This is a genomic window from Acinetobacter tandoii (genome assembly GCF_008867985.1).
Classification (GTDB): Bacteria; Pseudomonadota; Gammaproteobacteria; order Pseudomonadales; family Moraxellaceae; genus Acinetobacter; species Acinetobacter tandoii.
In genome coordinates, this window is record NZ_VXLD01000005.1 from 42,291 (window position 1) to 62,396 (window position 20,106).

Here is a 20,106-nt window from a genome sequence, read left to right on the forward strand (position 1 = left end):
TGTGAACATGGCAGGTAATAGTATTGGACAACTCTTCCGTGTAACGACCTGTGGTGAATCTCATGGTGTAGGCTTGATGGCAATTGTGGATGGCGTTCCACCAGGGCTTGAGCTTTCTGCTGAAGATTTGCAAAAAGATTTAGATCGTCGTAAACCAGGAACCTCGAAATTTGCCACGCAACGTAAAGAACCTGATGAAGTTGAAATTATTTCAGGGGTTTTTGAAGGTAAAACTACAGGTACACCGATTGGTTTATTAATCCGCAATACAGATCAAAAATCTAAGGATTATGGCAATATCGCGCAGACTTTCCGTCCAGGACATGCGGACTACACTTACACACAAAAGTACGGTTTCCGTGACTATCGTGGTGGTGGTCGTTCTAGTGCGCGTGAAACAGCGATGCGTGTTGCTGCGGGAGCTATTGCGAAGAAATACCTTGCTGAAAAATTCGGAATTTTAATCCGCGGTCATGTTACCCAAATTGGTACTGAAAAAGCAGAAAAGTTAGATTGGAATGAAGTTCCAAATAATCCATTTTTTTGTGGCGATGTCGATGCAGTGTCACGTTTTGAAGCCTTAGTGACTTCTTTACGCGAGCAAGGTACAAGCTGTGGTGCAAAATTAGAAATTTTGGCTGAAAATGTTCCAGTGGGTTGGGGGGAGCCAGTATTTGATCGTTTAGATGCGGATATTGCCCATGCCATGATGTCAATTAACGCCGTGAAAGGGGTTGAAATTGGCGATGGTTTTGCAGTTGCTGAACAGTTTGGGCATGAAACACGTGACGAATTAACCACAGATGGTTTCTTGGCAAATCATGCAGGTGGTATTCTTGGCGGTATTTCCAGCGGTCAAACCATTCGAGTTGCGATTGCGCTTAAACCTACTGCAAGTATTACCACACCTGGTAAAACCATTAATATTGATCGTGAAAACACAGATGTTTTGACTAAAGGTCGTCACGATCCATGTGTGGGTGTGCGTGCGACACCAATTGCAGAAGCCATGTTTGCGATTGTGCTGATGGATCATTTCATGCGTCACCGTGCACAGAATGCCGATGTAATCGCACCATTTGCACCGATTGAACCAAAATAATTTGCATCAAAAAAACCAGTTCACATGAACTGGTTTTTTATTTAATTTTAAATAGCCTAAGCATAGAAAGTAATTATAAATTCCAGAAATAGATCGCTTGCTATAAAACAATTTCTCACACCAAAATCTTGAAAATATTTAAGGCTGGATTCATGCAATCATTAAAGTTTCGTAAAGCGGAATTGACCGATTTAGACCGTCTATTACATTTAATTAATTTAGCTTATCGCGAAAATCCTATCCAGAGTTGGACCAATGAAGCAGATTATGTGTCGGGGCAAAGAATTAATAAACAGCAATTACAACAGGTTTTGATGGATAATAATTATCATCTATATGTTGCTGAAGTTGAAGATGTTACCTCTACAACATCCTTAATAGGATGTATTGGCTTGGCGTTTAATGAGGAAGAAGTGGAAATAGGGACTTTTTGTGTAGATCCTGTCTTTCAAAATACGGGTGTGGGCAAGATGATTTTATCATTCGCTGAAACGCAGGCTTTGCTAATACAACCTAATCTCAGATTGTATATGATGTATGTGCTTGATATTCGTTCTGAGCTTATCGCTTATTATCAGCGTCGGGGCTATAGTTTAACTCAGGTACAGAAGCCATATCCGATTGATGCTAACGTCGGAACGCCATTATTAAATATTGAATTACAACAATTAATTAAGCATGTCAGTTAATGTTTTAGTTCATAAAAAAGCCCTCATCATAATGAGGGCTTTTTTATTAGGCAAGGAACCAAGTGTAATATCCCCATAACATCAGGGGCCAAGCAATGAAAGGGCTAAATAACCACTTCCAGAGCCAAAAGCGAGGGATAAATCCTACGCCGTAAATGAAACCACCTGAAATACCAATCATGATAAACATCATGGCGCGGTGACTATATTCACCATTGGCATCTAACATTGCACTTGGGTGGATCAACAAGACCGCTGCGAGAGGCAATGCCAACAAAAAGGACACTGCCATTACAAACTTATTTGGTTTTTTTGGCTGTTCTGTTGTCATTGCTACGTCAGTCATGCTTTATTCCTCATCTAAATCTTGATGATGCTCGATATATAGGGCACTGAGAACACCAGCAAAGCATGCCATCAAAATACCGAGAATCCATGCAAAATACCACATAATTTATTCTCCTTAGCATCGCCTTAGTACAGGCTATGTGAATTCTCTTGAATATGTTTTTTGGTAATAACGCCCCACATTTTGTAGTAGCACCAAGTGGTGTAGCACAAAATAAGTGGTACAAAAATACATGCAGCAATCGTCATCACAGTAAGCGTAGTTTGACTTGAAACAGCGTCCCACATGGTCAAGCTTGCAATAGGATTGATACTTGACGGCATGAGGAATGGGAACAAAGCAAAACCTGCTGTTAAAATTGCACCTACAACCGCTAAACTTGAACCTAAGAAGCTAAAACCCGCTTTGTTTTTGCCTGCTGCAAGTACCACAATCAAACCACCTAAGATCCCTGTAATTGGGGCAATCATGGTGATTGGATAAGTTGAGTAGTTGTTCATCCAACCATGATTGGCATTGGTAATGACTTCTTTTGCTAATGGGTTTGCTGCACCATTGGTGTCAAATGGAGTGACTAAGGTATAACCTTCGATTCCGCCAAAATACAACCAAGCACCAGCACCCAAGAAACAGATAAGGTAAACAATGCCCATCAATTGTGTCGCTTTAGCAGAGCGCTTTCTTAAATCACCATCTGTACGTAGCATAAGCCATGCACCACCATGTGCGCAAAGCATAGATAAACTTACAATACCGCAAACCAAAGCAAATGGATTGAGTAGCGCAAAGAAGCTGCCTGTGTAGGTCGAACGTACAGTCTCATCAAGGGTAAAGGGTACACCCAAGAACATATTGCCAAAGGCCACACCGAAGACTAGAGCAGGTACGGCACCACCGATACATAATCCCCAATCCCACGATGTACGCCATTTGGTATTTTCGAGTTTAGATCGATAGTCAAAACCTACTGGCCGTAGAAATAAGGCAAATAGAACCAGCAATAATGCCCAGTACATGCCAGAGAAGGCTGTCGCATACACCATAGGCCAAGCAGCAAATAAAGCACCGCCCGCTGTAATAAACCAAACTTGGTTGCCGTCCCAGTGCGGAGCAATCGTATTGATTGCTGCGCGTCGCTCTTCATCTGTTTTACCTACAAATGGCATGATTGCCATAGAGCCCATATCGAAGCCATCGGTGAGGGCAAAACCAATCAGCAAGACACCGACTAAAACCCACCAGATAATTTTGAGTAATTCATATTCGATCATGCTTGAGTCTCCTCATTGCGAGCTGCTTCAAGTTTTTCAAAATGGTATTTACCTGTGTGAAGCGAACTTGGACCAAGACGGGAGAATTTGATCATTAAATACATTTCAATAATCAAAAGTACAGTATAGAACGCAGCTAAAGCAGCGATAGAACCCCATACATCACCAGTGCTTAAGCTAGATGCTGACAAGTGTGTAGGTAGTACTTCACCAATCGTCCATGGTTGACGACCAACTTCAGCAACGTACCAACCTGTTTGTGCAGCAACCCACGGAAGTGGTAAAGCTAAAAGAGCAAACTTGAGTAACCATGGTTTGTTTTCGGCATTGCGTTTTGCTACCGCAAAAGTGGCTAAAACAAATAGTAATAACATTAAGAAACCAGATGCTACCATTGCACGGAATGCCCAGAACAAACTTGGTACATGTGGAATAGTATCTAACGCGGCAGATTTGATTTGATCCTCAGACGCATCTACAACATTCGGTGTATATTTTTTCAAAAGTAGACCGTAGCCTAAATCTTTTTGAGATTGCTCAAAAGCAGCTTTAAGTTCAGGAGATGTGTCACCTGCACGAAGCTTTTCAAGTTGAGAATATGCAACCATACCATTGCGAATACGATTCTCGTGTTGAACTAAGAGGTCTTTAATGCCTGTTACCTCTTTAGTTGTCGAGCGTGTTGCAATAATACCCATGACATACGGAACTTTAATTGCATAGTCTGTGGTCATGGTTTCTTTATTTGGAATACCAAACAGCGTAAATGGTGCAGGTGCAGGGTGTGTATCCCATTCTGCTTCAATTGCGGCAAGTTTGGTTTTTTGAACATCACCTAACTCATAACCAGACTCATCTCCGAGTAAAATTACAGAAAGTGTTGATGCTAAGCCAAAAATTGCTGCAATCGCAAATGAACGACGTGCAAATGGAATATCACGTTTTTTAAGCAGGTAATAACTTGAAATTGCCAAAACAAAGATAGCGCCAGTTACATAACCTGCTGAAACGGTGTGTACAAACTTAACCTGTGCAACTGGGTTGAAAATGAGTGCGCCAAAATCGACCAATTCCATACGCATGGTTTCGTAGTTGAACTTAGAACCAACAGGGTTTTGCATCCAGCCGTTAGCAACAAGAATCCATAAGGCTGACATATTAGAACCAAGAGCAACCAACCATGTCACACCTAAATGCTGAACTTTGGAAAGTCGATCCCAACCAAAGAAGAATAAGCCAATAAAGGTGGATTCTAGGAAGAAAGCCATGAGACCTTCAATTGCCAGTGGTGCACCAAAGATATCGCCTACATAGTGTGAGTAGTACGCCCAGTTTGTACCAAACTGGAATTCCATCGTTAACCCTGTTGTTACCCCGAGTGCAAAGTTAATACCGAAGAGTTTCCCCCAGAATTTGGTCATATCTTTATAGATTTCTTTACCAGAAATGACGTAAGTCGTTTCCATAATGGCAAGAATAAAAGCTAAACCAAGAGTTAGTGGAACAAAAATAAAGTGATACATCGCGGTCATTGCAAATTGAAACCGCGAAAGATCGACCACGCTTTCAGAAATCATCAACGTGTCTCCTTGATTTGGGATGGACTGCCAGCAATACGCTCAGCAACTTGATTGTCAAAGTTTTTGGGAATAGTCGGTGCATCAAACCAGATGTGTTTAATCGTGAGTAGGATAACGACCTTAATTATTAATATGATCGTTATTTCACGGACTAGGCGTTGATTAAAATCTTTTGGAACTAAGCTCATGGGAATAAGCCTGTTTTGAAACATGATTAATATTATTAAACAATTTCATACAAAAAATAAATAGGAAATACAATTAAAATAGAAATATATTATTAATTTAATATAAATCAGTATTTTATGAATCACAGTGTATTATTTTTATTCTAATTTACATGGTTTATTTCAGACTAAAACAGTTGTAATTTAATTAAATTAAATCTGACTAAAATGCTTATATTTCAAAAATATTAAAACAAAGTATTTTGGTCTATTTAAAAATGGATTAATTATTAAACTGTACTAAATAAGTTGGATTAAATTTTAGATTTATTAACTAATTCTCGTTGATATTGGTAATTGAACAATAAATATACACTCAATTGGGTGGGATGAGGAAGGTTTATTTATTTTTCTGAAAAAATGAAAATATAGGTGTATCTATGTCGTAGAGTGTTGGATTGGATTGGATTGGATTGGATTGGATTGGATTGGATTGGATTGGATTGGATTGGATTGGATTGGATTGGATTGGATTGTGACCAAAACTACATTGTATGAAATCAGAGATGAATTTATCAATAAAGATGATTTGACGGCTCAATATCATTTAGATTGACTGGAGATGGATCGAGGTTCTGAAATTTATTTCTGCATCTCATTTGAGAAAAGCTCATTTGATTTTGAAATTTTTTTGGCGATGTAATGCGAGTGTTTAATGCGAATTAAAATAATTTGAGATTGAAATTCCAACTCGCCAAATTCTGGTTCTACTTGTATGTAGTGTAATTGACCATATTCATCTCTAACGCGAGCTTGGGCGGAAAAACCTGGTCGAGCATTACCACTTGAAATTGTTGCGAGTCTACCTAACAAATTAGACTGGAGCTGCATTTGCGTAGGTTTAATCACCTGATCCAGACAGTGAATCATAAATACAGTAAAGAATATCGCAATAATTAATGCAGGGAGAATGACATAATATGCGGGTAAAAAATGCTCTTGCTGTGCGAAATAGCTAAACTGAAGGAAATAGCCTGAAAAGCTAAAATTCATTAACAGGAAGACTAAAATTAAGATTTTAGAAAACTTTACGTTGAGTAAGGGGGCTTCTGCGAGTTTTTGTGGGATAACACGCTTAAAAAATTGGCTTGGTCGGATATGTAGAAAATAACCAATGGTTTCTACCAAGCTGAGTAATACAAGGGCCAATAAACTTAAATGAAACGGCATTAAATTTATATCGTGTATTAACTCAAGCATGGCAAATTCCATAGGTTATTCAGGCAAGTAGATTCCGCCATCAGAATGCACAGTTATCTCGACCTTTTCAAGTGACTGACCTAAACAAGGACCAGAGATACATTCGCCCGTTTCTACGGTAAAGAGTGCACCATGAGTCGAGCATTCAATATATTCTTGGTCACGGTCAAGGAACTGATTTTCTAGAAATTCAAGTTCTACTTGTAAGTGCGGGCAAACATTTTGATAGGCAAAAAAAGCGCCATCTCGCTGTGTAATAAAAATCGTATCACCATTTGGCGTTTCAAAAGCACGTGCTTCACGCTCTGGAATGTCTTCGGTCACACAAAGTTTATGCATTAGGCGCATTCCTTCTTTTGAAAGTTTGTTAGCAATTGTGCATAGTCTTGATTGGCTAGACGTGGACCAAACTGTGAAACCACTTCACTGGAAATCAAGATCGCAAGTTCAGCCGCAGTCTGTAAATTTTCACCTGTGTTAAATGCATATAGGAATGAACCTGCGAATGCATCGCCAGCACCATTGGCATCAACCGCAGTCACTGCACGACCAGGCACACGAATGGTTTCTTGTTCAGATGAAATAATCGCACCTTCTGCACTTAATGTAATTACAACGTATTTACTATGTAGCTTTAATTTAGCCAATGCATCTTCAACTGTAGTGGTTTCGGTATACATCATGGCTTCTTGTTGATTACAGAAGAGTAAATCTACGCCATCATCTAACAATTCATTTAAACCTTCACGCGCATATTGCACCATGGCTGGATCAGACAGCGTTAATGCAATTTTAACTTGGTGCGCACGTGCAATTTCACGGGCTTGTTTGACTGCTGCACGTGCTGTAGCGCTAGTAGATAAATAACCTTCGATATAGAGCCACTGTGCAGTTTTTAATGGTTCGAAATCAATTTGTTCTTCAGAAAGTTCCGCGGTAATACCTAAGTAGGTTTGCATAGTACGTTCTGAGTCAGGACTGACCAAGACCATGCAAGTTCCAGTCACACCTTCACTGACTGATTTAACCGTTGTTTGAATACCAGCTTCATTTAAGCCGTCTAAATAAATTTTACCTAATTCATCATGACCTACGCGGCAACCATAAAATGCTGTGCCGCCAAGTGCGCTAAATGCAACGGTTGTATTGGCAGCAGAACCACCTGAAGCCTGACCTTTATATACTTCGGACTGTTTAAGTTGAGTATATAAATTTGCTTGTTGATCACCATCGGTGAGTTGCATGGTTCCTTTTTGCAGGTTGTGTTGCGTAAGAAATTCATCAGAAACTTTAAATTCTTGGTCAATCAGCGCATTACCAATTGCAAAAAGATCAACAGAGGTCATGTCGTTCAATCACATCTAAAATAAAACACTAAGTTTACACCAATGCTCAGGATTGCAGAAGTTTTGTGAATAAAATTCAAGATTGTACCTAATTGATTGTGTTTTATTGTTTAATAGGCAAAACCAGTGTTAGGTAATAGATAGAAAATGGAACTCATCATTAAAGAAGCTGAACAATTACCTGCTCAAATTGAGACTTTACTCAAGTTGGCAAATAAGGAAGGAGTGAATGTTGTTCAGCGTCTCATTGACGAATATGCAAGTGGCCAAAATCAGTTTAAAGACGAAGGTGAGTTTTTATTAATTGCATACGATGGTGATAAGTTAATTGGTTGTGGTGGTTTAAACCAGCAACGCGAAGAAGAAGGACAAAGAAGTCGAATTGGACGAGTGCGACGTTTTTACGTACATCCCAAATATAGACGTCATGGAGTAGGAAAAGACTTGTTGGCATATTTGGAAAATAAAGCCAAGCCTAATTTTTCAGCGCTCTGCTTACAAACAGATACACGTTTGGCAGCAGATTTCTATCAAAAACAGAACTATGTTTGGGTCGAAAATAATCCAAGCTATAATTATTTTAAATATTTAATTTAGTTTTCAGTTATTTACTTGATTAGATACGATGCGCAGTGTGTTACTGTGTATAGTTCTAGACCTGAATAAAATACTCGGGTTTATACGTGAATTATGGCTCGAACTAAAGCTATAATCATTTCAGTTTTATTTAAAAGATTATTAGGAGCGCACATGACTGTAGATGTGACTGAAACTATTTCTCAAACTGTACATCCAGCGTTTCAGTTGATTCGTCAACACCATGTTGAAGCCTTAGATATTTTAGTGACTGAATACCAGCATAAAGTGACTGGTGCGGTACATTATCATCTTGCGACTAATCATGATGAAAATGTGTTCTTGGTGGCTTTTCGTACTCAGCCCATGGATTCAAAAGGTGAAGCACATATTTTAGAACACACAGCATTGTGTGGTTCAGAAAAATTCCCAGTGCGTGATCCATTCTTTTTAATGATTCGTCGTTCATTAAATACTTTTATGAATGCCTTTACTGCTGCGGATTGGACAGCATATCCATTTGCCACACAGAATAAAAAAGATTTCCAGAATTTGCTTGAAGTGTATTTAGATGCTGCTTTTGCTGCTAATTTGAATCCATTAGATTTTGCGCAAGAAGGTATTCGTATTGAGCTTGAAAATGGTGAGCCAGTATATAAAGGTGTGGTTTTTAATGAAATGAAAGGGGCTATGAGCTCACCCTCAGATCAGTTATATCATCAGTTAGCACATCACTTATTCCCTGAAACCACCTATCACTATAATTCAGGTGGCGACCCTAAAGATATTCCAGATTTAACTTACGATGAGTTAGTGAGTTTCTACAAGTCACACTACCATCCAAGTAATGCCGTTTTCATGACCTTTGGTAATGAATCTGCTTATAACTTACAAGAACAATTTGAAACTCTGGCATTGGCGAAGTTTTCAAAAGGTGAAACGCTCTTTTCTAAAGAAGAGCGTCGTTTGACTGCACCACTTGAAGTGACTGAAACTTATGCAGTGGACGCAGAAGATTTAAAAGACAAGACTTACCATATTATTTCGTGGTTATTGCCTAAAGCCAGTGAGATCAAACTGCGCTTAGGAATGCGCCTTGTAGAAGGTGTATTGTTGGAAGATTCAGCTTCTCCGCTACGCCATTATTTAGAGACTTGCGGTTATGCGCAGTCTACAGGCCCAATTATGGGTGTAGATGACTCTAACTATGAAATGACCTTCTACTGTGGCGTACAAGGTTCAAATCCAGAACATGCAGCAGAGTTTAAAGCAGGTGTATTTAAAGTTTTAGAAGATGTGGCTTCGAAACCTGTCGATCAAAACATGGTCGATGCGATTTTACATCAAATTGAATTACATCAACGTGAAATCAATGGTGATGGCATGCCGTATGGTCTAAGCCTCATTTTAAATGGTTTAGGTAGTGTTATTCACCACAGTGATCCAATCACGGTGTGGGATGTAGACTCAGCGATTGCTGCAGTGAAAGAAGAATTGAAAGATCCAATGTGGTTATCAAATTTAATCAAAACACATTTGATTGATAACCCGCATCGTGTGCAAATGACTTTAGTGCCTGACGCAAACAAATCTGCGGTAGAAGCGGCGGCAGAAAAAGCACGTTTAGCAGCCATAGGCGCCCAACTGACAGATGCTGAAAAAGCAGAAATTCAGGCGCAAACTGAAGCATTGAAAGTTCGTCAAGATACACCAGACGATCTTAACCTTCTGCCAAAAGTAGGTTTAGAAGATGTACCTGCGGAACTACAAATTGTACAAGGGCAATTGCGTGAGATTATCTCAAACCGTATTGACTATCCGTTAAATCTTTATCATGCGGGTACGAATGGTATTTACTACAATCAGGTGCTGATTGAAATTCCGCAAGATGTAGTGCAATCACCATACTTTAACTTGTTATCTATTTTGATGGGTGAAGTTGGTGCGGGTCAGTATGACTATCTTCAACTACAACAATTGCAAACTGCGGTGAGTGGTGGTTTGGGGATGGGGGCATCTTTACGCTCTAAAGTCGATGATAAACACAAGATTAGTGCATGGTTAACTTTAACAACTAAATCGTTGGTCAGTAATTTTGACAGTATTGCTTTGTTAAAGTTGGCGTTTGAACAACTCCGCTTTGATGAAAAAGATCGAATCATTGAGTTATTACAGCAACGTAAAACGCGTTGGGCATCGCGTCTTTCGGGTTCAGGGCATAGTTATGCTATGCAAATTGCGGGACGTAACCACAGCGCTTTAGCGCAACGTGACTATCATAATACAGGGTTAGGTGCATTAAACTGGTTAGGCGATTTGGTCAGTCGAATTGAAAAAGATGCAGCAGCTTATGATGATTTGATCAATGAACTAAAAGTGATTCATTTGAAACTTTTACAAGCACCGAAACAGTTCTTACTGGTGTGTGAAGAACATCAGTCAGACCGTTTGGTTGAAGAAGTGCAAAATGTTTGGGACAAGTTAGATGTTCCTCAGCATAGCGTTGCGCTTAAAGCTGTTGAACAGGTCAATAACCATGCAAATGAAGCATGGTTAATTCAAGCCAATGTACAGTTCTGTGCATCTGCATACCCAGCTGTAGAAGTTGCTCATGCCGATGCAGCGCCACTCATGGTATTGGCAGCATATTTACGTAATGGTTTCTTACATAGCGCAATCCGTGAAAAAGGTGGAGCTTACGGTGGGGGTGCAAGTTATGACGGTAACGCTTGTTCTTTCCGTTTCTATAGCTACCGTGACCCACGCTTAGCAGAAACATTTAATGATTTTGAATCCAGTGTGGCTTGGTTGTTGAATACTGAGCAACAACCGCATCAGTTGGAAGAGGCTATTTTAGGTCTGATTGCTTCAATGGATAAACCTGGCTCACCAGCGGGCGAAGCTATTACGGCTTGTTATTCATTATTACATGCACGTACACCTGCATTCCGTAAGCAATTACGTGAACGTTTATTGACTGTGACATTAGATGACTTGAAGCGTGTAGCGGAACAGTATTTGCTTAATCAAGAAGCCAATAAAGCTGTTGTGGCTCCGATGGCGAAAAAAGATGAATTGTTAGCATTAGGCTTCCAAATTCATCAAGTGAATTAATACAATAAGAAAAGGGGTGTGTTTATGGCGTTCAAATCATTTGAACGTGGTGTGCTATCGCTGAGTGTTATTATGCTCAGCTCAGCATATACTGCTGCCTATGCGCAAGATCCAGTAGAAAAAATTTCACCTGCGAGCCCAGAAGCTTGTGTAGGTTTGGAGTCTAACGCAGATCGATTAGCTTGTTATGATGCTGTATTTAAGGTGCCTGCAACTGAAGTAAAACCAAAGGTTGCGGAGCCTGTTTTAGTCAAGCAAGCTGCAGCGAAACAGGAACCACAAAGCTCGGAAAAACAAGGCGGCAGTTTTAGCAATTTATTTGCACTGGAAGGGCCTAAAATCGACCCAAATCAATCTTTGCTAGATAAACGCTGGGAACTATCTCCGGACAGTAAATTAGGTACATGGAATATTCGTGCTTACAAGCCTGTATATTTGCTGCCTGTGTTTTGGTCAAGCAAGAAAAATGAATTTCCAGATAGTCCAAACCCGCGTAATACCGTGGATGAAGACCAAAACTTAAAATCGACTGAGGCGAAATTTCAAATTTCACTCAAGACCAAAGCTGTAGAAAATTTATTTGGTGATAATGGTGACCTTTGGGTGGGATACACGCAGTCTTCACGTTGGCAAGTTTATAACGAAGATGAGTCGCGCCCATTTCGTGAAACCAATTATGAGCCTGAAGCGAGTTTAATGTTTCGCACCAATTATGAAATTTTGGGTTTAAATGCACGGTTATTGGGAATTACCTTAAACCACCAGTCTAATGGTCGTTCAGATCCTCTATCGCGTAGTTGGAACAGAGCAATTTTGAATTTAGGCTTTGAGCGCGACAACTTTGCTTTGATGATTCGTCCTTGGTACCGTTTTGATGAAAATGCTAAAGATGATAACAATCCAGATATCAAAGATTATGTGGGACGGGGTGACATCACAGCATTCTACCGTAAAGATGATCATGATTTTTCTTTAATGTTACGTCATTCTTTAAAAGGCGGAGATGATTCTCACGGTGCAGTACAATTTGATTGGTCTTTTCCAATTCATGGCAAATTGCGTGGTCAATTCCAGTTGTTTGATGGTTATGGTGAAAGTTTGATTGATTATAATCATCGAGCAACCTATGTTGGTTTAGGGGTATCGTTACTGAATTGGTACTGATACTTTTTGAGTAAGTTTTAAAAGCCTGAAATTTTAATTTCAGGCTTTTTTAGTTGGAATTATTTCTAATTTTTTTGCTGTTTTGAGTCCTTTATTTGTCAGTATTCTGTGTTGTAAATTACACGTACTCACTCACTGAAAAAGAGTTTGTATTCACTTTAAATTTGACATTATTTGAGCTTCGCTCATGGTTTATCCGTACAGAATAGAATTGAATGCCGCTTAATTTTTCAAACATTTTCTCTTTTGAGTAACAATCCATCCTGAATCCTTCAACCGATCTGAATATCCGTAGGTGGATGTTTTAAACGTGTTTTCTTTGGCGTGGCAATCATATACGCCAAAGTAAGTGGGCCAAGACGGCCAGCAAACATGAGGAGCATTAAGGTTATTTGGCTGGCAGGTTGTAAGTCGGAAGTAATACCACGTGATAGACCAACGGTACAGGCTGCTGATACAGCCTCAAAGAGTAAATCGAGAAAATGGTGTTTGGGCTCTAAGAGCAATAAGGTCAAAAAACCCATAAATACCAACATGGCAGTAATAGACACTACAGCCATTGCTTTAAATGAAGTATTTTGCGGTATCGAAAAATTAAAAATACGTATTTCATCGGCACGGCGTAAAAAGCTCACTACGCTTAAAGTGACGACAATAAAGGTGCCGACTTTAATACCGCCCGCCGTACTTAAAGAACCTCCACCAATAAACATCAGTACCATAGTGACCAGTGCGGATGCATCGGTCATGTCGCCCACATTCAAACTGTTAAATCCAGACGAGCGAGGGACTGTCGCATGAAACCATGCATTAACAGCTTGTTCCATCGTACTCATAGGGGCAAGTGTAAGCGGATTATTGGCTTCTAATAGCCAAAATACTATAAAGGCAAATAGATTCAGCCCAGTGATTGTTAATAAAATCAGTTTGCTATTTGGGCTGAGTTTTTTCCAGCTTCTTTGCTGTTTAATGTCCATTAAGACCAAAAAACCAATCCCACCAATGATATACAGCATGCTAATAGTAAATGTAATGAAATATTGGCTAGAAAAGTCCATTAAACTATTGGGAAATAAAGAAAACCCACCATTGTTAAATGCGGAAACACTGTAAAAAGCTGCATAAAAGAAAGCTTTTAAGAAATCATATTCTTGCATCCAAGCGATAGTGAGAATACATGTGCCGATGGCTTCAAAAAATAATGAATACAACAAAACAGCTTTAATTGTATGAGAGACTTTGGATAAGCTGGTATGACCAATAGTCTCCTGTGCCATAATTTGCTGTTTTAATCCAATTTTATTTGAAAGGCTCATCACGGCTAAAATAGCGAAAGTCATAAAGCCTAAACCACCGCATTGCAGTAATAGCATAATGACGACTTTGCCAAATACCGTATAAGCCTCACCAACATTCACTGCAGACAGACCTGTAATGGTCACTGCTGAAGTTGCGGTAAATAACGCGTGAATCCATGACAAGTCACCATGATGGGCAATAGGTAATTTGAGTAGTAAAGTTCCCATCAGAATAAAACTTAAAAAACCAAGTGCTAATAAGCTTGGAGGACTTAAGTTGACCGTATTTTTTGGTTTTTTTCGTATTGTTTTCATATTATTTAAAACGATTCGATAATTTTCGTAATTGTTCCAGATGACCCTCAACGACAATAATATCACCACGCTGTAATACTAAATTTGGGTCTACCTGATATAAAAGATCTTTGCCGCGCTTATGTAAGATGACATTAACTTCAGGATTATATTCACAAATTGTCTGAAAACGAGTGCCATGTAAATTGTCTTTAACTTCAATTTTTACCATATAGCGATCATCTTCCAGAGACATGTAGCGACTGACCATTGGATAACTGAGCGACTGTGCAACACGTACACCCATATCCTCTTCTGGATGAATAATTTTATCAATGCCTAAATGGCTTAGGATCATATGGTGAGATTTTGATTTTGCTTTTACCCAAATTTTTTCGATGCCCAAATTTTTGAGATGTAAAACACAAAGAATACTGGCTTCAATATTTTCGCCGATGGCTACCACAACAGCATCACAGTTTTGGATGTTTAATTCATTGAGTACGTGTTCATCGGTTGCATCTGCAATTACAGCATGAGTGAGGACATCAGAAATGTTTTCTACATACTTTTTATTGCTGTCGATACCCAGTACATCATGTTTTAACTCGACCAATTCAGTTGCAACAGTTGCACCAAAACTTCCTAAACCAATCACTGCAAATTGGGCCATGTTAGGTCCTTATCTTGTTAGGTGTATTATTATTTACACATTTGAATTTCATAATGTCTAATCATAGCGTTAATTGATGCTTGAAATGAAGTTTTGCTGTATCGACTGTGCATTTAGTAAAAGCAAAATGACTAAAATAATTAGGGTTTTAACATGAATGAAAAGAAAATTTATAAGCAGTTAACAAAATGGTTTCCTGAGTTGAAGCAGAATCCATTGCCTAAAAAAAAGCATCGCGCAAAAGCGGAGGCCTTTTTAACTTGGTTAAATTCTCAGGAGAGTGAACAAGCTGCTGAATATATAATGGGACTGAATATTCATCAATATTTGGAAAATGGACTGGCAGAACATCCTTTTTTTCAGCACATGACCACTGAAATTGAAATGGTACAAGCACAAATACAATCACGTGCAGATCCAATTTTAAAACACTATGAGCAATTTGAGCATGTGATTGGGCGTTTTTATCGGGTACAAGATCAAATTTTAGAAATCATTTTGGACGAAATTTATAAATTTCTAAAATTGCAGAATTTCGCACTATTGTTGCTTTGGGGTAAAGAGCATTATTGGTTGGCCGTGCCGAATCAACCCAAAAAAATTGAAGTATTTTGTGAGTTATTTAATCGGCAATTCGATGAGGCGGGTTTGAAAGTTGAAAAATATCAACCTTCAGAAATGTCTTGGTCTATTTAAATGACAAACAGAGCCCTAAAGACTCTGTTTGTATAAGTTCGATGGATTATTTTAAGAAGCGTTGGTAACCAAGATTGTTGGTAATTTCCACGTATGGATAAGTAATACTTTCCAGTGTTTCAATTAAACCATCTGGATTTTGTTTGGCATCGCTGGCTTCTAAACCGACCAAAACACGACCTTCGGCAGCGCCGTGGTTACGATAGTGGAAGAGGGTAATGTTATGGGTTGGCCCTAAACGCTCAAGGAACGTGAGCAATGCGCCCGGACGCTCTGGAAATTCTACGCGGAATAAACGTTCATTTTCTAAATCAGCATGACCACCGACTAAGTAACGGATGTGTAGTTTTGCAACTTCATCATCAGAAAGGTCGTCTACATCATATTGAGTCTTCAGTAATTCATGAATGTCATGACGCTCTTTTTCACCATTTTTTAGGCTAATGCCTACAAAAACTTGTGCGGCAGATGCATTGCTTGCACGATAGTTAAACTCGGTGATGTTACGACCTTGTAGTGCACGACAGAATTTGAGGAAAGAACCTTTTTCTTCTGGAATCGTTACTGCAAAAATCGCTTCTTTGTGTTCACCAAGTTCGGTGCGCTCTGCGATATAGCGTAAGCGGTCAAAGTTCATGTTTGCACCGCAAACAATTGACACCATGTTTTTACCGTGAATATTGTGTTCTTCAACGTATTTTTTAATACCTGCTAAAGCCATCGCACCAGAAGGTTCGACAATGCTACGACATTCGTCATAAGTATCTTTAATGGCTGCACAAATTTCGTCAGTGTTCACCAGAACAACTTCACGTTCAACAATAGGTCCAGAGTTATCTGATTTTTGCAATTGTAAGACTTCAAATGGCTTCTCACCAATTTGTGCAACGGCTGTACCATCGGCAAATAGACCAACTTGAGGGAGAATCACACGTTCATTGGCTTCAAATGCAGCTTTTAAACAAGCCGATTCGTCATATTCAACAGGAATAATTTTGACATGTGGCGCAACGTCGCCTAAATAAGCTGCGATACCTGCGATTAGACCGCCACCACCAACGGCAACGAATACATATTCAACATCACGCCATTGACGTAAAATTTCATTGGCAATGGTGCCTTGACCCGCCATGACCAGTTCATCGTCATAAGGGGGAATAAACGTCATACCTTCATCTTTGGCACATTGAATCGCATATTTATTGGCAACATCGAATGAATCACCATGTAGAACGACTTCACCACCCAAGCGTTTTACTGCTTGTACTTTAATGTCAGGTGTCGTTTTTGGCATGACAATAATGGCGCGAATACCTAACTTTTGACCAGATAAAGCCACGCCTTGAGCATGGTTACCTGCTGAAGCAGTAATAACGCCACGTTCCAACTGAGATTTCGGTAATTGACTAATACGGTTATACGCACCGCGTAGTTTGAAAGAAAAGACAGGTTGTAAGTCTTCGCGTTTAAAGCGAATGTTGTTGTTTAGCTTTTCACTAATTCGTGGCGCTGCTTCGAGTGGGGTTTCGATTGCAACGTCATACACCGTTGCTTGTAAAATTTGTCGAACCAAACGAGACAGCATGTTAATTTTCCATCTAACAGTTTAAAATAGGCGCTTATTGTAACAAACCCCTACACATTTGCGTTTTAAAATTGCGCAAAACGTGAAAAAAAGTTGAGTGATGTCATGAGTCTATATGCAACCCAAGATGAGAAAAAACAAGCAGCAGCGAAAGCAGCTTTAAAACACTTACCAAAAGGCGGCATCTTAGGGGTGGGTACAGGCAGTACCGTTAATTTTTTAATTGAACTTTTACCAGAGCTTCAACTTGAAGCAGCAGTTGCAAGTTCAGAAGCAACCGCAGAACGTCTAAAGAAACTCGGTATTGAAGTGGTTGATATGAATCATGTCGGCGGTTTAGATGCTTATGTTGATGGTGCAGACGAAATTGACCGTCATATGCATATGATTAAAGGCGGCGGTGCTGCTTTAACTCGTGAAAAGATTGTGGCATCAATTGCAAAGAAATTTGTGTGTATTGTTGATGATTCGAAATGGGTTGAACAATTGGGTCGTGAGTTCCCATTGCCTGTAGAAGTGATTCCAATGGCGCGTTCGGCTGTAGCACGTAAAATCGTGAGCTTGGGCGGTGACCCAGTTTACCGTGAAGGTGTAGTGACAGATAACGGCAATGTTATTTTAGATGTTTATAACTTGAATATTCTAAATGCGCTTGAACTTGAAAAGACTATCAATAACATTCCGGGTGTGGTGTGTAACGGCATTTTTGCGTTAAATAAAGCGGATATCGCTGTCGTTGCAACAGACAACGGCATTGAAGAACGTACTGCTATTTAAAAAATCCTCCCTGACCCTCCTTTGAAAAAGGAGGGTAGTTTCTCTATTGGAGCTAACAATTTAAGTCATGTTTTAACTTTTAGCTTAAAGTGAAGACTGAATAATCTAAATAAAATTTCAAAATAAATGACCCATACACTGCCAGAAATTCAGATCACCCATCATGCGCGCGCAACACGTTTAAGATTACGTGTAGAGCCAACACAAATTCGTTTAACAGTTCCAAAGGTTTGTACAAAAAAACAGATTCAGGCTTTTTTACAGCAGTCTGAGCAATGGATGATTGAGACTTGGCAGAAACAGCAAAAAAAATCAGGACAGCTTGACCGAAGCCTGCCGATACAATTGAACCTATTTAATCTAGAGCAACCTTTACCAGTAATTTATAAAACACAAAAGCAATCTTTTATTTTTGATAAACAAAATCATCAGCTTTGGGTGAGTGATCGACAACCAGAACAATATCTCAAAGCATTTGTGATTGCGTATGCTAAGCAGCATTTACCACATTTTTTAAAACAAGTCAGTGATGAGATTGGTTTGGGGTATTTGGCTTGTAATATTCGACAAGCAAAAACTCGTTGGGGGAGTTGTAGTGCAAAGCATGACATTATGTTGAATAGTGGTTTAGTATTGTTTCCTAGGGAAATTACGCGCTATGTGTGTGTGCATGAATTGGCACATACGGTTTACTTTGATCATAGTGTACATTTTTGGGCAAAAGTAGCTGAATATGATCCAAATTTTAAGTCGCATCGTCATACATTAAAAAATACAGCATTGCCATTTTGGTGGTTCTCTTCTTGAAAAAGCTAAATTTTATGATGTGATTAATCTGATAGATTTGAGTTTGAATGAGTAAATAAATCATCTACACTGCGATTACTTTTAGTACAAGCTTTTAGTCTTGGGCGTGAATTTTACAGATACTCATTATTTTATATTAATTGTTCCAGCTTGCCTGATCTTAATGGGAAGCTTGTTTTTAATATGCCATTATTTTTATCAGGCTCCAAAATACTTATTTTGGCTAGGTCTAGGTTATATCGTGCCTTCTTTTTCATTGGCAGCACAAAGTTTTATGTCTAATTCAGAGCTGGCTCTGTATGCACCTTTACTGGGAGGGATGTATTTATTTGGCGCTTGGGCAAGTGCCTATGCAATGGCATTAAGAAAAAAAGGTCATGCGCATTCATATTGGTGTTTGGGGTTAATTGCGATAGCCCTATTATTGCTGAGCTATTTTTCATATGTAGATAATCAATTATGGATCAGGATGTTGATTCTTAATTCCACTATTGCAACAGTAGAGTCATTGGTTTTATTTTCGATATTTAAAAATTATCAAGACATTGATATATTTAATAAAATTGTAGATTTTTCTTATTTTTTTATTGTAATTTATACCTTTACACGCAGTTTAATTATTTATCTATTTTTGAGTGATATTGAAGCTGACATGCTGGTCACCTCCGTTTGGTGGTTAATTATGCTTGCTGCAAGTATTTTTTTTAGCATGTGGTTTGCGATTGTTCTGTTAGGGACTTTGGTGCGAGATATTATTCATAAGTTGAATGATGAGCGTCAGAAAGACCCATTAACCAATTTATTAAACCGACGTGGTTTTTATGAAAAAGCCAAGTCAGTACTTTCATATACATCTCAAGACACCTATTTTTTACTGATGTGTGATATTGATCATTTTAAGCAAATCAATGATCAATATGGTCATTTGATTGGTGATAGCATTTTGCAACAGGTTGGTGAAATTATTCGGGAAAATGTTCGTGGTCAAGATTTGGTTGGGCGTTTTGGTGGTGAAGAATTTATTTTACTTCTAAGAGTAAAAGACCAATATCAGGCTTATGCAATTGCCGAACGTATTCGCATCGCTATAGAAACTAAGCGGTTGTCAGTGAGCAAAATATCGGTCACAGCCAGTTTTGGTTTAGCACAGATCGTTGAGCAAGATTTTATACGTGCGATTGGTGTTGCTGACCAATTACTGTATTCCGCGAAGCAATCTGGACGAAATTGTATTGGTTTGGATTGTACCCAGATGATTTCTACAGCATTGAATTAAAGTGTTAACAACACTAAAACATATAAAATCCAAGCAAAACAGTTTAGAAAGCCTCAACTTCCTGTCATACTACGCAGTTACA

The 20,106-nt window shown here is 39.0% G+C and carries 21 protein-coding genes; 10 read left to right on the top strand and 11 right to left on the bottom strand.

Translation table 11 applies throughout. The annotated features are described in order from the left end of the window. The first annotated feature begins 7 nt into the window (after positions 1 to 7). Together aroC and F4W09_RS09265 are read left to right on the top strand one after the other, a co-directional pair. The gene (gene aroC / locus F4W09_RS09260; RefSeq protein ID WP_044738464.1) at positions 8 to 1,102 is read left to right on the top strand and encodes a chorismate synthase; all 1,095 of its coding nucleotides are present in this window, start codon (positions 8 to 10) and stop codon (positions 1,100 to 1,102) included. 152 nt (positions 1,103 to 1,254) lie between these two features. Further along, positions 1,255 to 1,791: a GNAT family N-acetyltransferase gene (locus F4W09_RS09265; protein WP_151504600.1), complete on the top strand. Its 537-nt coding sequence runs from the start codon at positions 1,255 to 1,257 to the stop codon at positions 1,789 to 1,791. Between the two features lie 46 nt (positions 1,792 to 1,837). Here the strand turns inward: F4W09_RS09265 and F4W09_RS09270 are convergent, their stop codons facing one another. From F4W09_RS09270 to cydP, 5 genes are read right to left on the bottom strand one after another with little or no spacing between them, the layout of a single operon-like run. Then, complete coding sequence (locus F4W09_RS09270; RefSeq protein ID WP_016167791.1) at positions 1,838 to 2,137, bottom strand: cyd operon YbgE family protein; 300 nt, start codon at positions 2,135 to 2,137, stop codon at positions 1,838 to 1,840. A 3-nt stretch (positions 2,138 to 2,140) separates the two neighbouring features. Further along, entirely contained in the window at positions 2,141 to 2,242 is a 102-nt protein-coding gene (cydX, locus tag F4W09_RS09275) for a cytochrome bd-I oxidase subunit CydX (RefSeq protein ID WP_002120988.1), read from the bottom strand. A 23-nt stretch (positions 2,243 to 2,265) separates the two neighbouring features. Further along, a complete protein-coding gene (cydB, locus tag F4W09_RS09280; RefSeq protein ID WP_016167792.1) occupies positions 2,266 to 3,411 on the bottom strand; it encodes a cytochrome d ubiquinol oxidase subunit II in 1,146 nt (381 codons plus the stop codon). Continuing rightward, positions 3,408 to 4,988: a cytochrome ubiquinol oxidase subunit I gene (locus tag F4W09_RS09285; RefSeq protein ID WP_016167793.1), complete on the bottom strand. Its 1,581-nt coding sequence runs from the start codon at positions 4,986 to 4,988 to the stop codon at positions 3,408 to 3,410. Before F4W09_RS09285 ends, cydB begins: the two co-directional genes overlap by 4 nt. Continuing rightward, positions 4,988 to 5,179: a cytochrome oxidase putative small subunit CydP gene (cydP, locus tag F4W09_RS09290; protein WP_016167794.1), complete on the bottom strand. Its 192-nt coding sequence runs from the start codon at positions 5,177 to 5,179 to the stop codon at positions 4,988 to 4,990. Before cydP ends, F4W09_RS09285 begins: the two co-directional genes overlap by 1 nt. A gap of 442 nt (positions 5,180 to 5,621) precedes the next feature. Between cydP and F4W09_RS17120 the strand changes: the two genes are divergently transcribed. Next, positions 5,622 to 5,774 (top strand): hypothetical protein, encoded by a 153-nt coding sequence (locus F4W09_RS17120; protein WP_171492415.1) that lies wholly within the window; start codon positions 5,622 to 5,624, stop codon positions 5,772 to 5,774. Positions 5,775 to 5,800: 26 nt separating this feature from the next. Here F4W09_RS17120 and F4W09_RS09295 read toward each other — a convergent pair whose 3' ends face one another. The 3 genes from F4W09_RS09295 to F4W09_RS09305 are packed head-to-tail and all read right to left on the bottom strand — an operon-like array spanning position 5,801 to position 7,764. Continuing rightward, a complete protein-coding gene (locus tag F4W09_RS09295) occupies positions 5,801 to 6,418 on the bottom strand; it encodes an OB-fold-containig protein (RefSeq protein ID WP_151504601.1) in 618 nt (205 codons plus the stop codon). Between the two features lie 15 nt (positions 6,419 to 6,433). After that, positions 6,434 to 6,742, bottom strand: a complete 309-nt coding sequence (locus F4W09_RS09300) for a Rieske (2Fe-2S) protein (protein WP_165492958.1) — start codon at positions 6,740 to 6,742, stop codon at positions 6,434 to 6,436. Between the two features lie 14 nt (positions 6,743 to 6,756). Next, positions 6,757 to 7,764, bottom strand: coding sequence for an adenosine kinase (locus tag F4W09_RS09305; protein ID WP_151504602.1), 1,008 nt, complete (start codon positions 7,762 to 7,764; stop codon positions 6,757 to 6,759). A 147-nt stretch (positions 7,765 to 7,911) separates the two neighbouring features. On the opposite strand from F4W09_RS09305, the gene F4W09_RS09310 reads away from it, so the two are divergent. From F4W09_RS09310 to F4W09_RS09320, 3 genes are all read left to right on the top strand, one after another. Next, a complete protein-coding gene (locus F4W09_RS09310; RefSeq protein WP_104442176.1) occupies positions 7,912 to 8,361 on the top strand; it encodes a GNAT family N-acetyltransferase in 450 nt (149 codons plus the stop codon). A gap of 153 nt (positions 8,362 to 8,514) precedes the next feature. After that, complete coding sequence (locus F4W09_RS09315; protein ID WP_151504603.1) at positions 8,515 to 11,454, top strand: insulinase family protein; 2,940 nt, start codon at positions 8,515 to 8,517, stop codon at positions 11,452 to 11,454. A 24-nt stretch (positions 11,455 to 11,478) separates the two neighbouring features. Beyond that, positions 11,479 to 12,618 (top strand): phospholipase A, encoded by a 1,140-nt coding sequence (locus tag F4W09_RS09320; protein ID WP_044738469.1) that lies wholly within the window; start codon positions 11,479 to 11,481, stop codon positions 12,616 to 12,618. A 272-nt stretch (positions 12,619 to 12,890) separates the two neighbouring features. Here F4W09_RS09320 and F4W09_RS09325 read toward each other — a convergent pair whose 3' ends face one another. Together F4W09_RS09325 and F4W09_RS09330 are read right to left on the bottom strand one after the other, a co-directional pair. Beyond that, positions 12,891 to 14,231, bottom strand: coding sequence for a TrkH family potassium uptake protein (locus F4W09_RS09325; RefSeq protein ID WP_104442175.1), 1,341 nt, complete (start codon positions 14,229 to 14,231; stop codon positions 12,891 to 12,893). Position 14,232: 1 nt separating this feature from the next. Further along, positions 14,233 to 14,883 carry a potassium channel family protein gene (locus tag F4W09_RS09330; RefSeq protein WP_151504604.1) on the bottom strand — a complete coding sequence of 217 codons (651 nt, stop codon included), beginning with the start codon at positions 14,881 to 14,883 and terminating at the stop codon, positions 14,233 to 14,235. Between the two features lie 153 nt (positions 14,884 to 15,036). Between F4W09_RS09330 and F4W09_RS09335 the strand changes: the two genes are divergently transcribed. Then, entirely contained in the window at positions 15,037 to 15,579 is a 543-nt protein-coding gene (locus tag F4W09_RS09335; protein WP_151504605.1) for a hypothetical protein, read from the top strand. A 46-nt stretch (positions 15,580 to 15,625) separates the two neighbouring features. On the opposite strand, the gene ilvA is transcribed toward F4W09_RS09335, so the two are convergent. Beyond that, positions 15,626 to 17,164: a threonine ammonia-lyase, biosynthetic gene (gene ilvA, locus F4W09_RS09340; protein ID WP_016167804.1), complete on the bottom strand. Its 1,539-nt coding sequence runs from the start codon at positions 17,162 to 17,164 to the stop codon at positions 15,626 to 15,628. A 105-nt stretch (positions 17,165 to 17,269) separates the two neighbouring features. Between ilvA and rpiA the strand changes: the two genes are divergently transcribed. The 3 genes from rpiA to F4W09_RS09355 all read left to right on the top strand — a co-directional run bounded on the left by rpiA (position 17,270) and on the right by F4W09_RS09355 (position 20,024). Further along, on the top strand, positions 17,270 to 17,941 hold the full coding sequence (gene rpiA, locus F4W09_RS09345; RefSeq protein WP_100240716.1) for a ribose-5-phosphate isomerase RpiA: 672 nt from the start codon (positions 17,270 to 17,272) through the stop codon (positions 17,939 to 17,941). 126 nt (positions 17,942 to 18,067) lie between these two features. Continuing rightward, positions 18,068 to 18,748, top strand: coding sequence for a M48 family metallopeptidase (locus tag F4W09_RS09350; protein WP_151504606.1), 681 nt, complete (start codon positions 18,068 to 18,070; stop codon positions 18,746 to 18,748). A gap of 163 nt (positions 18,749 to 18,911) precedes the next feature. Then, positions 18,912 to 20,024 carry a GGDEF domain-containing protein gene (locus F4W09_RS09355; protein ID WP_151504728.1) on the top strand — a complete coding sequence of 371 codons (1,113 nt, stop codon included), beginning with the start codon at positions 18,912 to 18,914 and terminating at the stop codon, positions 20,022 to 20,024. Positions 20,025 to 20,106 lie beyond the last annotated feature (82 nt).

Bases quoted from the DNA above. Each gene is read 5' to 3' on its own strand.
- cydX (WP_002120988.1), bottom strand. From the start codon at position 2,242: ATGTGGTATTTTGCATGGATTCTCGGTATTTTGATGGCATGCTTTGCT.
- ilvA (WP_016167804.1), bottom strand. From the start codon at position 17,164: ATGCTGTCTCGTTTGGTTCGACAAATTTTACAAGCAACGGTGTATGAC.
- cydB (WP_016167792.1), bottom strand. From the start codon at position 3,411: ATGATCGAATATGAATTACTCAAAATTATCTGGTGGGTTTTAGTCGGT.
- F4W09_RS09310 (WP_104442176.1), top strand. From the start codon at position 7,912: ATGGAACTCATCATTAAAGAAGCTGAACAATTACCTGCTCAAATTGAG.
- F4W09_RS09325 (WP_104442175.1), bottom strand. From the start codon at position 14,231: ATGAAAACAATACGAAAAAAACCAAAAAATACGGTCAACTTAAGTCCT.
- F4W09_RS09285 (WP_016167793.1), bottom strand. From the start codon at position 4,988: ATGATTTCTGAAAGCGTGGTCGATCTTTCGCGGTTTCAATTTGCAATG.
- F4W09_RS09265 (WP_151504600.1), top strand. From the start codon at position 1,255: ATGCAATCATTAAAGTTTCGTAAAGCGGAATTGACCGATTTAGACCGT.
- cydP (WP_016167794.1), bottom strand. From the start codon at position 5,179: ATGAGCTTAGTTCCAAAAGATTTTAATCAACGCCTAGTCCGTGAAATA.
- rpiA (WP_100240716.1), top strand. From the start codon at position 17,270: ATGAGTCTATATGCAACCCAAGATGAGAAAAAACAAGCAGCAGCGAAA.
- F4W09_RS09335 (WP_151504605.1), top strand. From the start codon at position 15,037: ATGAATGAAAAGAAAATTTATAAGCAGTTAACAAAATGGTTTCCTGAG.
- F4W09_RS09350 (WP_151504606.1), top strand. From the start codon at position 18,068: ATGACCCATACACTGCCAGAAATTCAGATCACCCATCATGCGCGCGCA.
- F4W09_RS09320 (WP_044738469.1), top strand. From the start codon at position 11,479: ATGGCGTTCAAATCATTTGAACGTGGTGTGCTATCGCTGAGTGTTATT.
- aroC (WP_044738464.1), top strand. From the start codon at position 8: ATGGCAGGTAATAGTATTGGACAACTCTTCCGTGTAACGACCTGTGGT.
- F4W09_RS09355 (WP_151504728.1), top strand. From the start codon at position 18,912: ATGGGAAGCTTGTTTTTAATATGCCATTATTTTTATCAGGCTCCAAAA.
- F4W09_RS09305 (WP_151504602.1), bottom strand. From the start codon at position 7,764: ATGACCTCTGTTGATCTTTTTGCAATTGGTAATGCGCTGATTGACCAA.
- F4W09_RS09295 (WP_151504601.1), bottom strand. From the start codon at position 6,418: ATGCTTGAGTTAATACACGATATAAATTTAATGCCGTTTCATTTAAGT.
- F4W09_RS09270 (WP_016167791.1), bottom strand. From the start codon at position 2,137: ATGACTGACGTAGCAATGACAACAGAACAGCCAAAAAAACCAAATAAG.
- F4W09_RS09315 (WP_151504603.1), top strand. From the start codon at position 8,515: ATGACTGTAGATGTGACTGAAACTATTTCTCAAACTGTACATCCAGCG.
- F4W09_RS09330 (WP_151504604.1), bottom strand. From the start codon at position 14,883: ATGGCCCAATTTGCAGTGATTGGTTTAGGAAGTTTTGGTGCAACTGTT.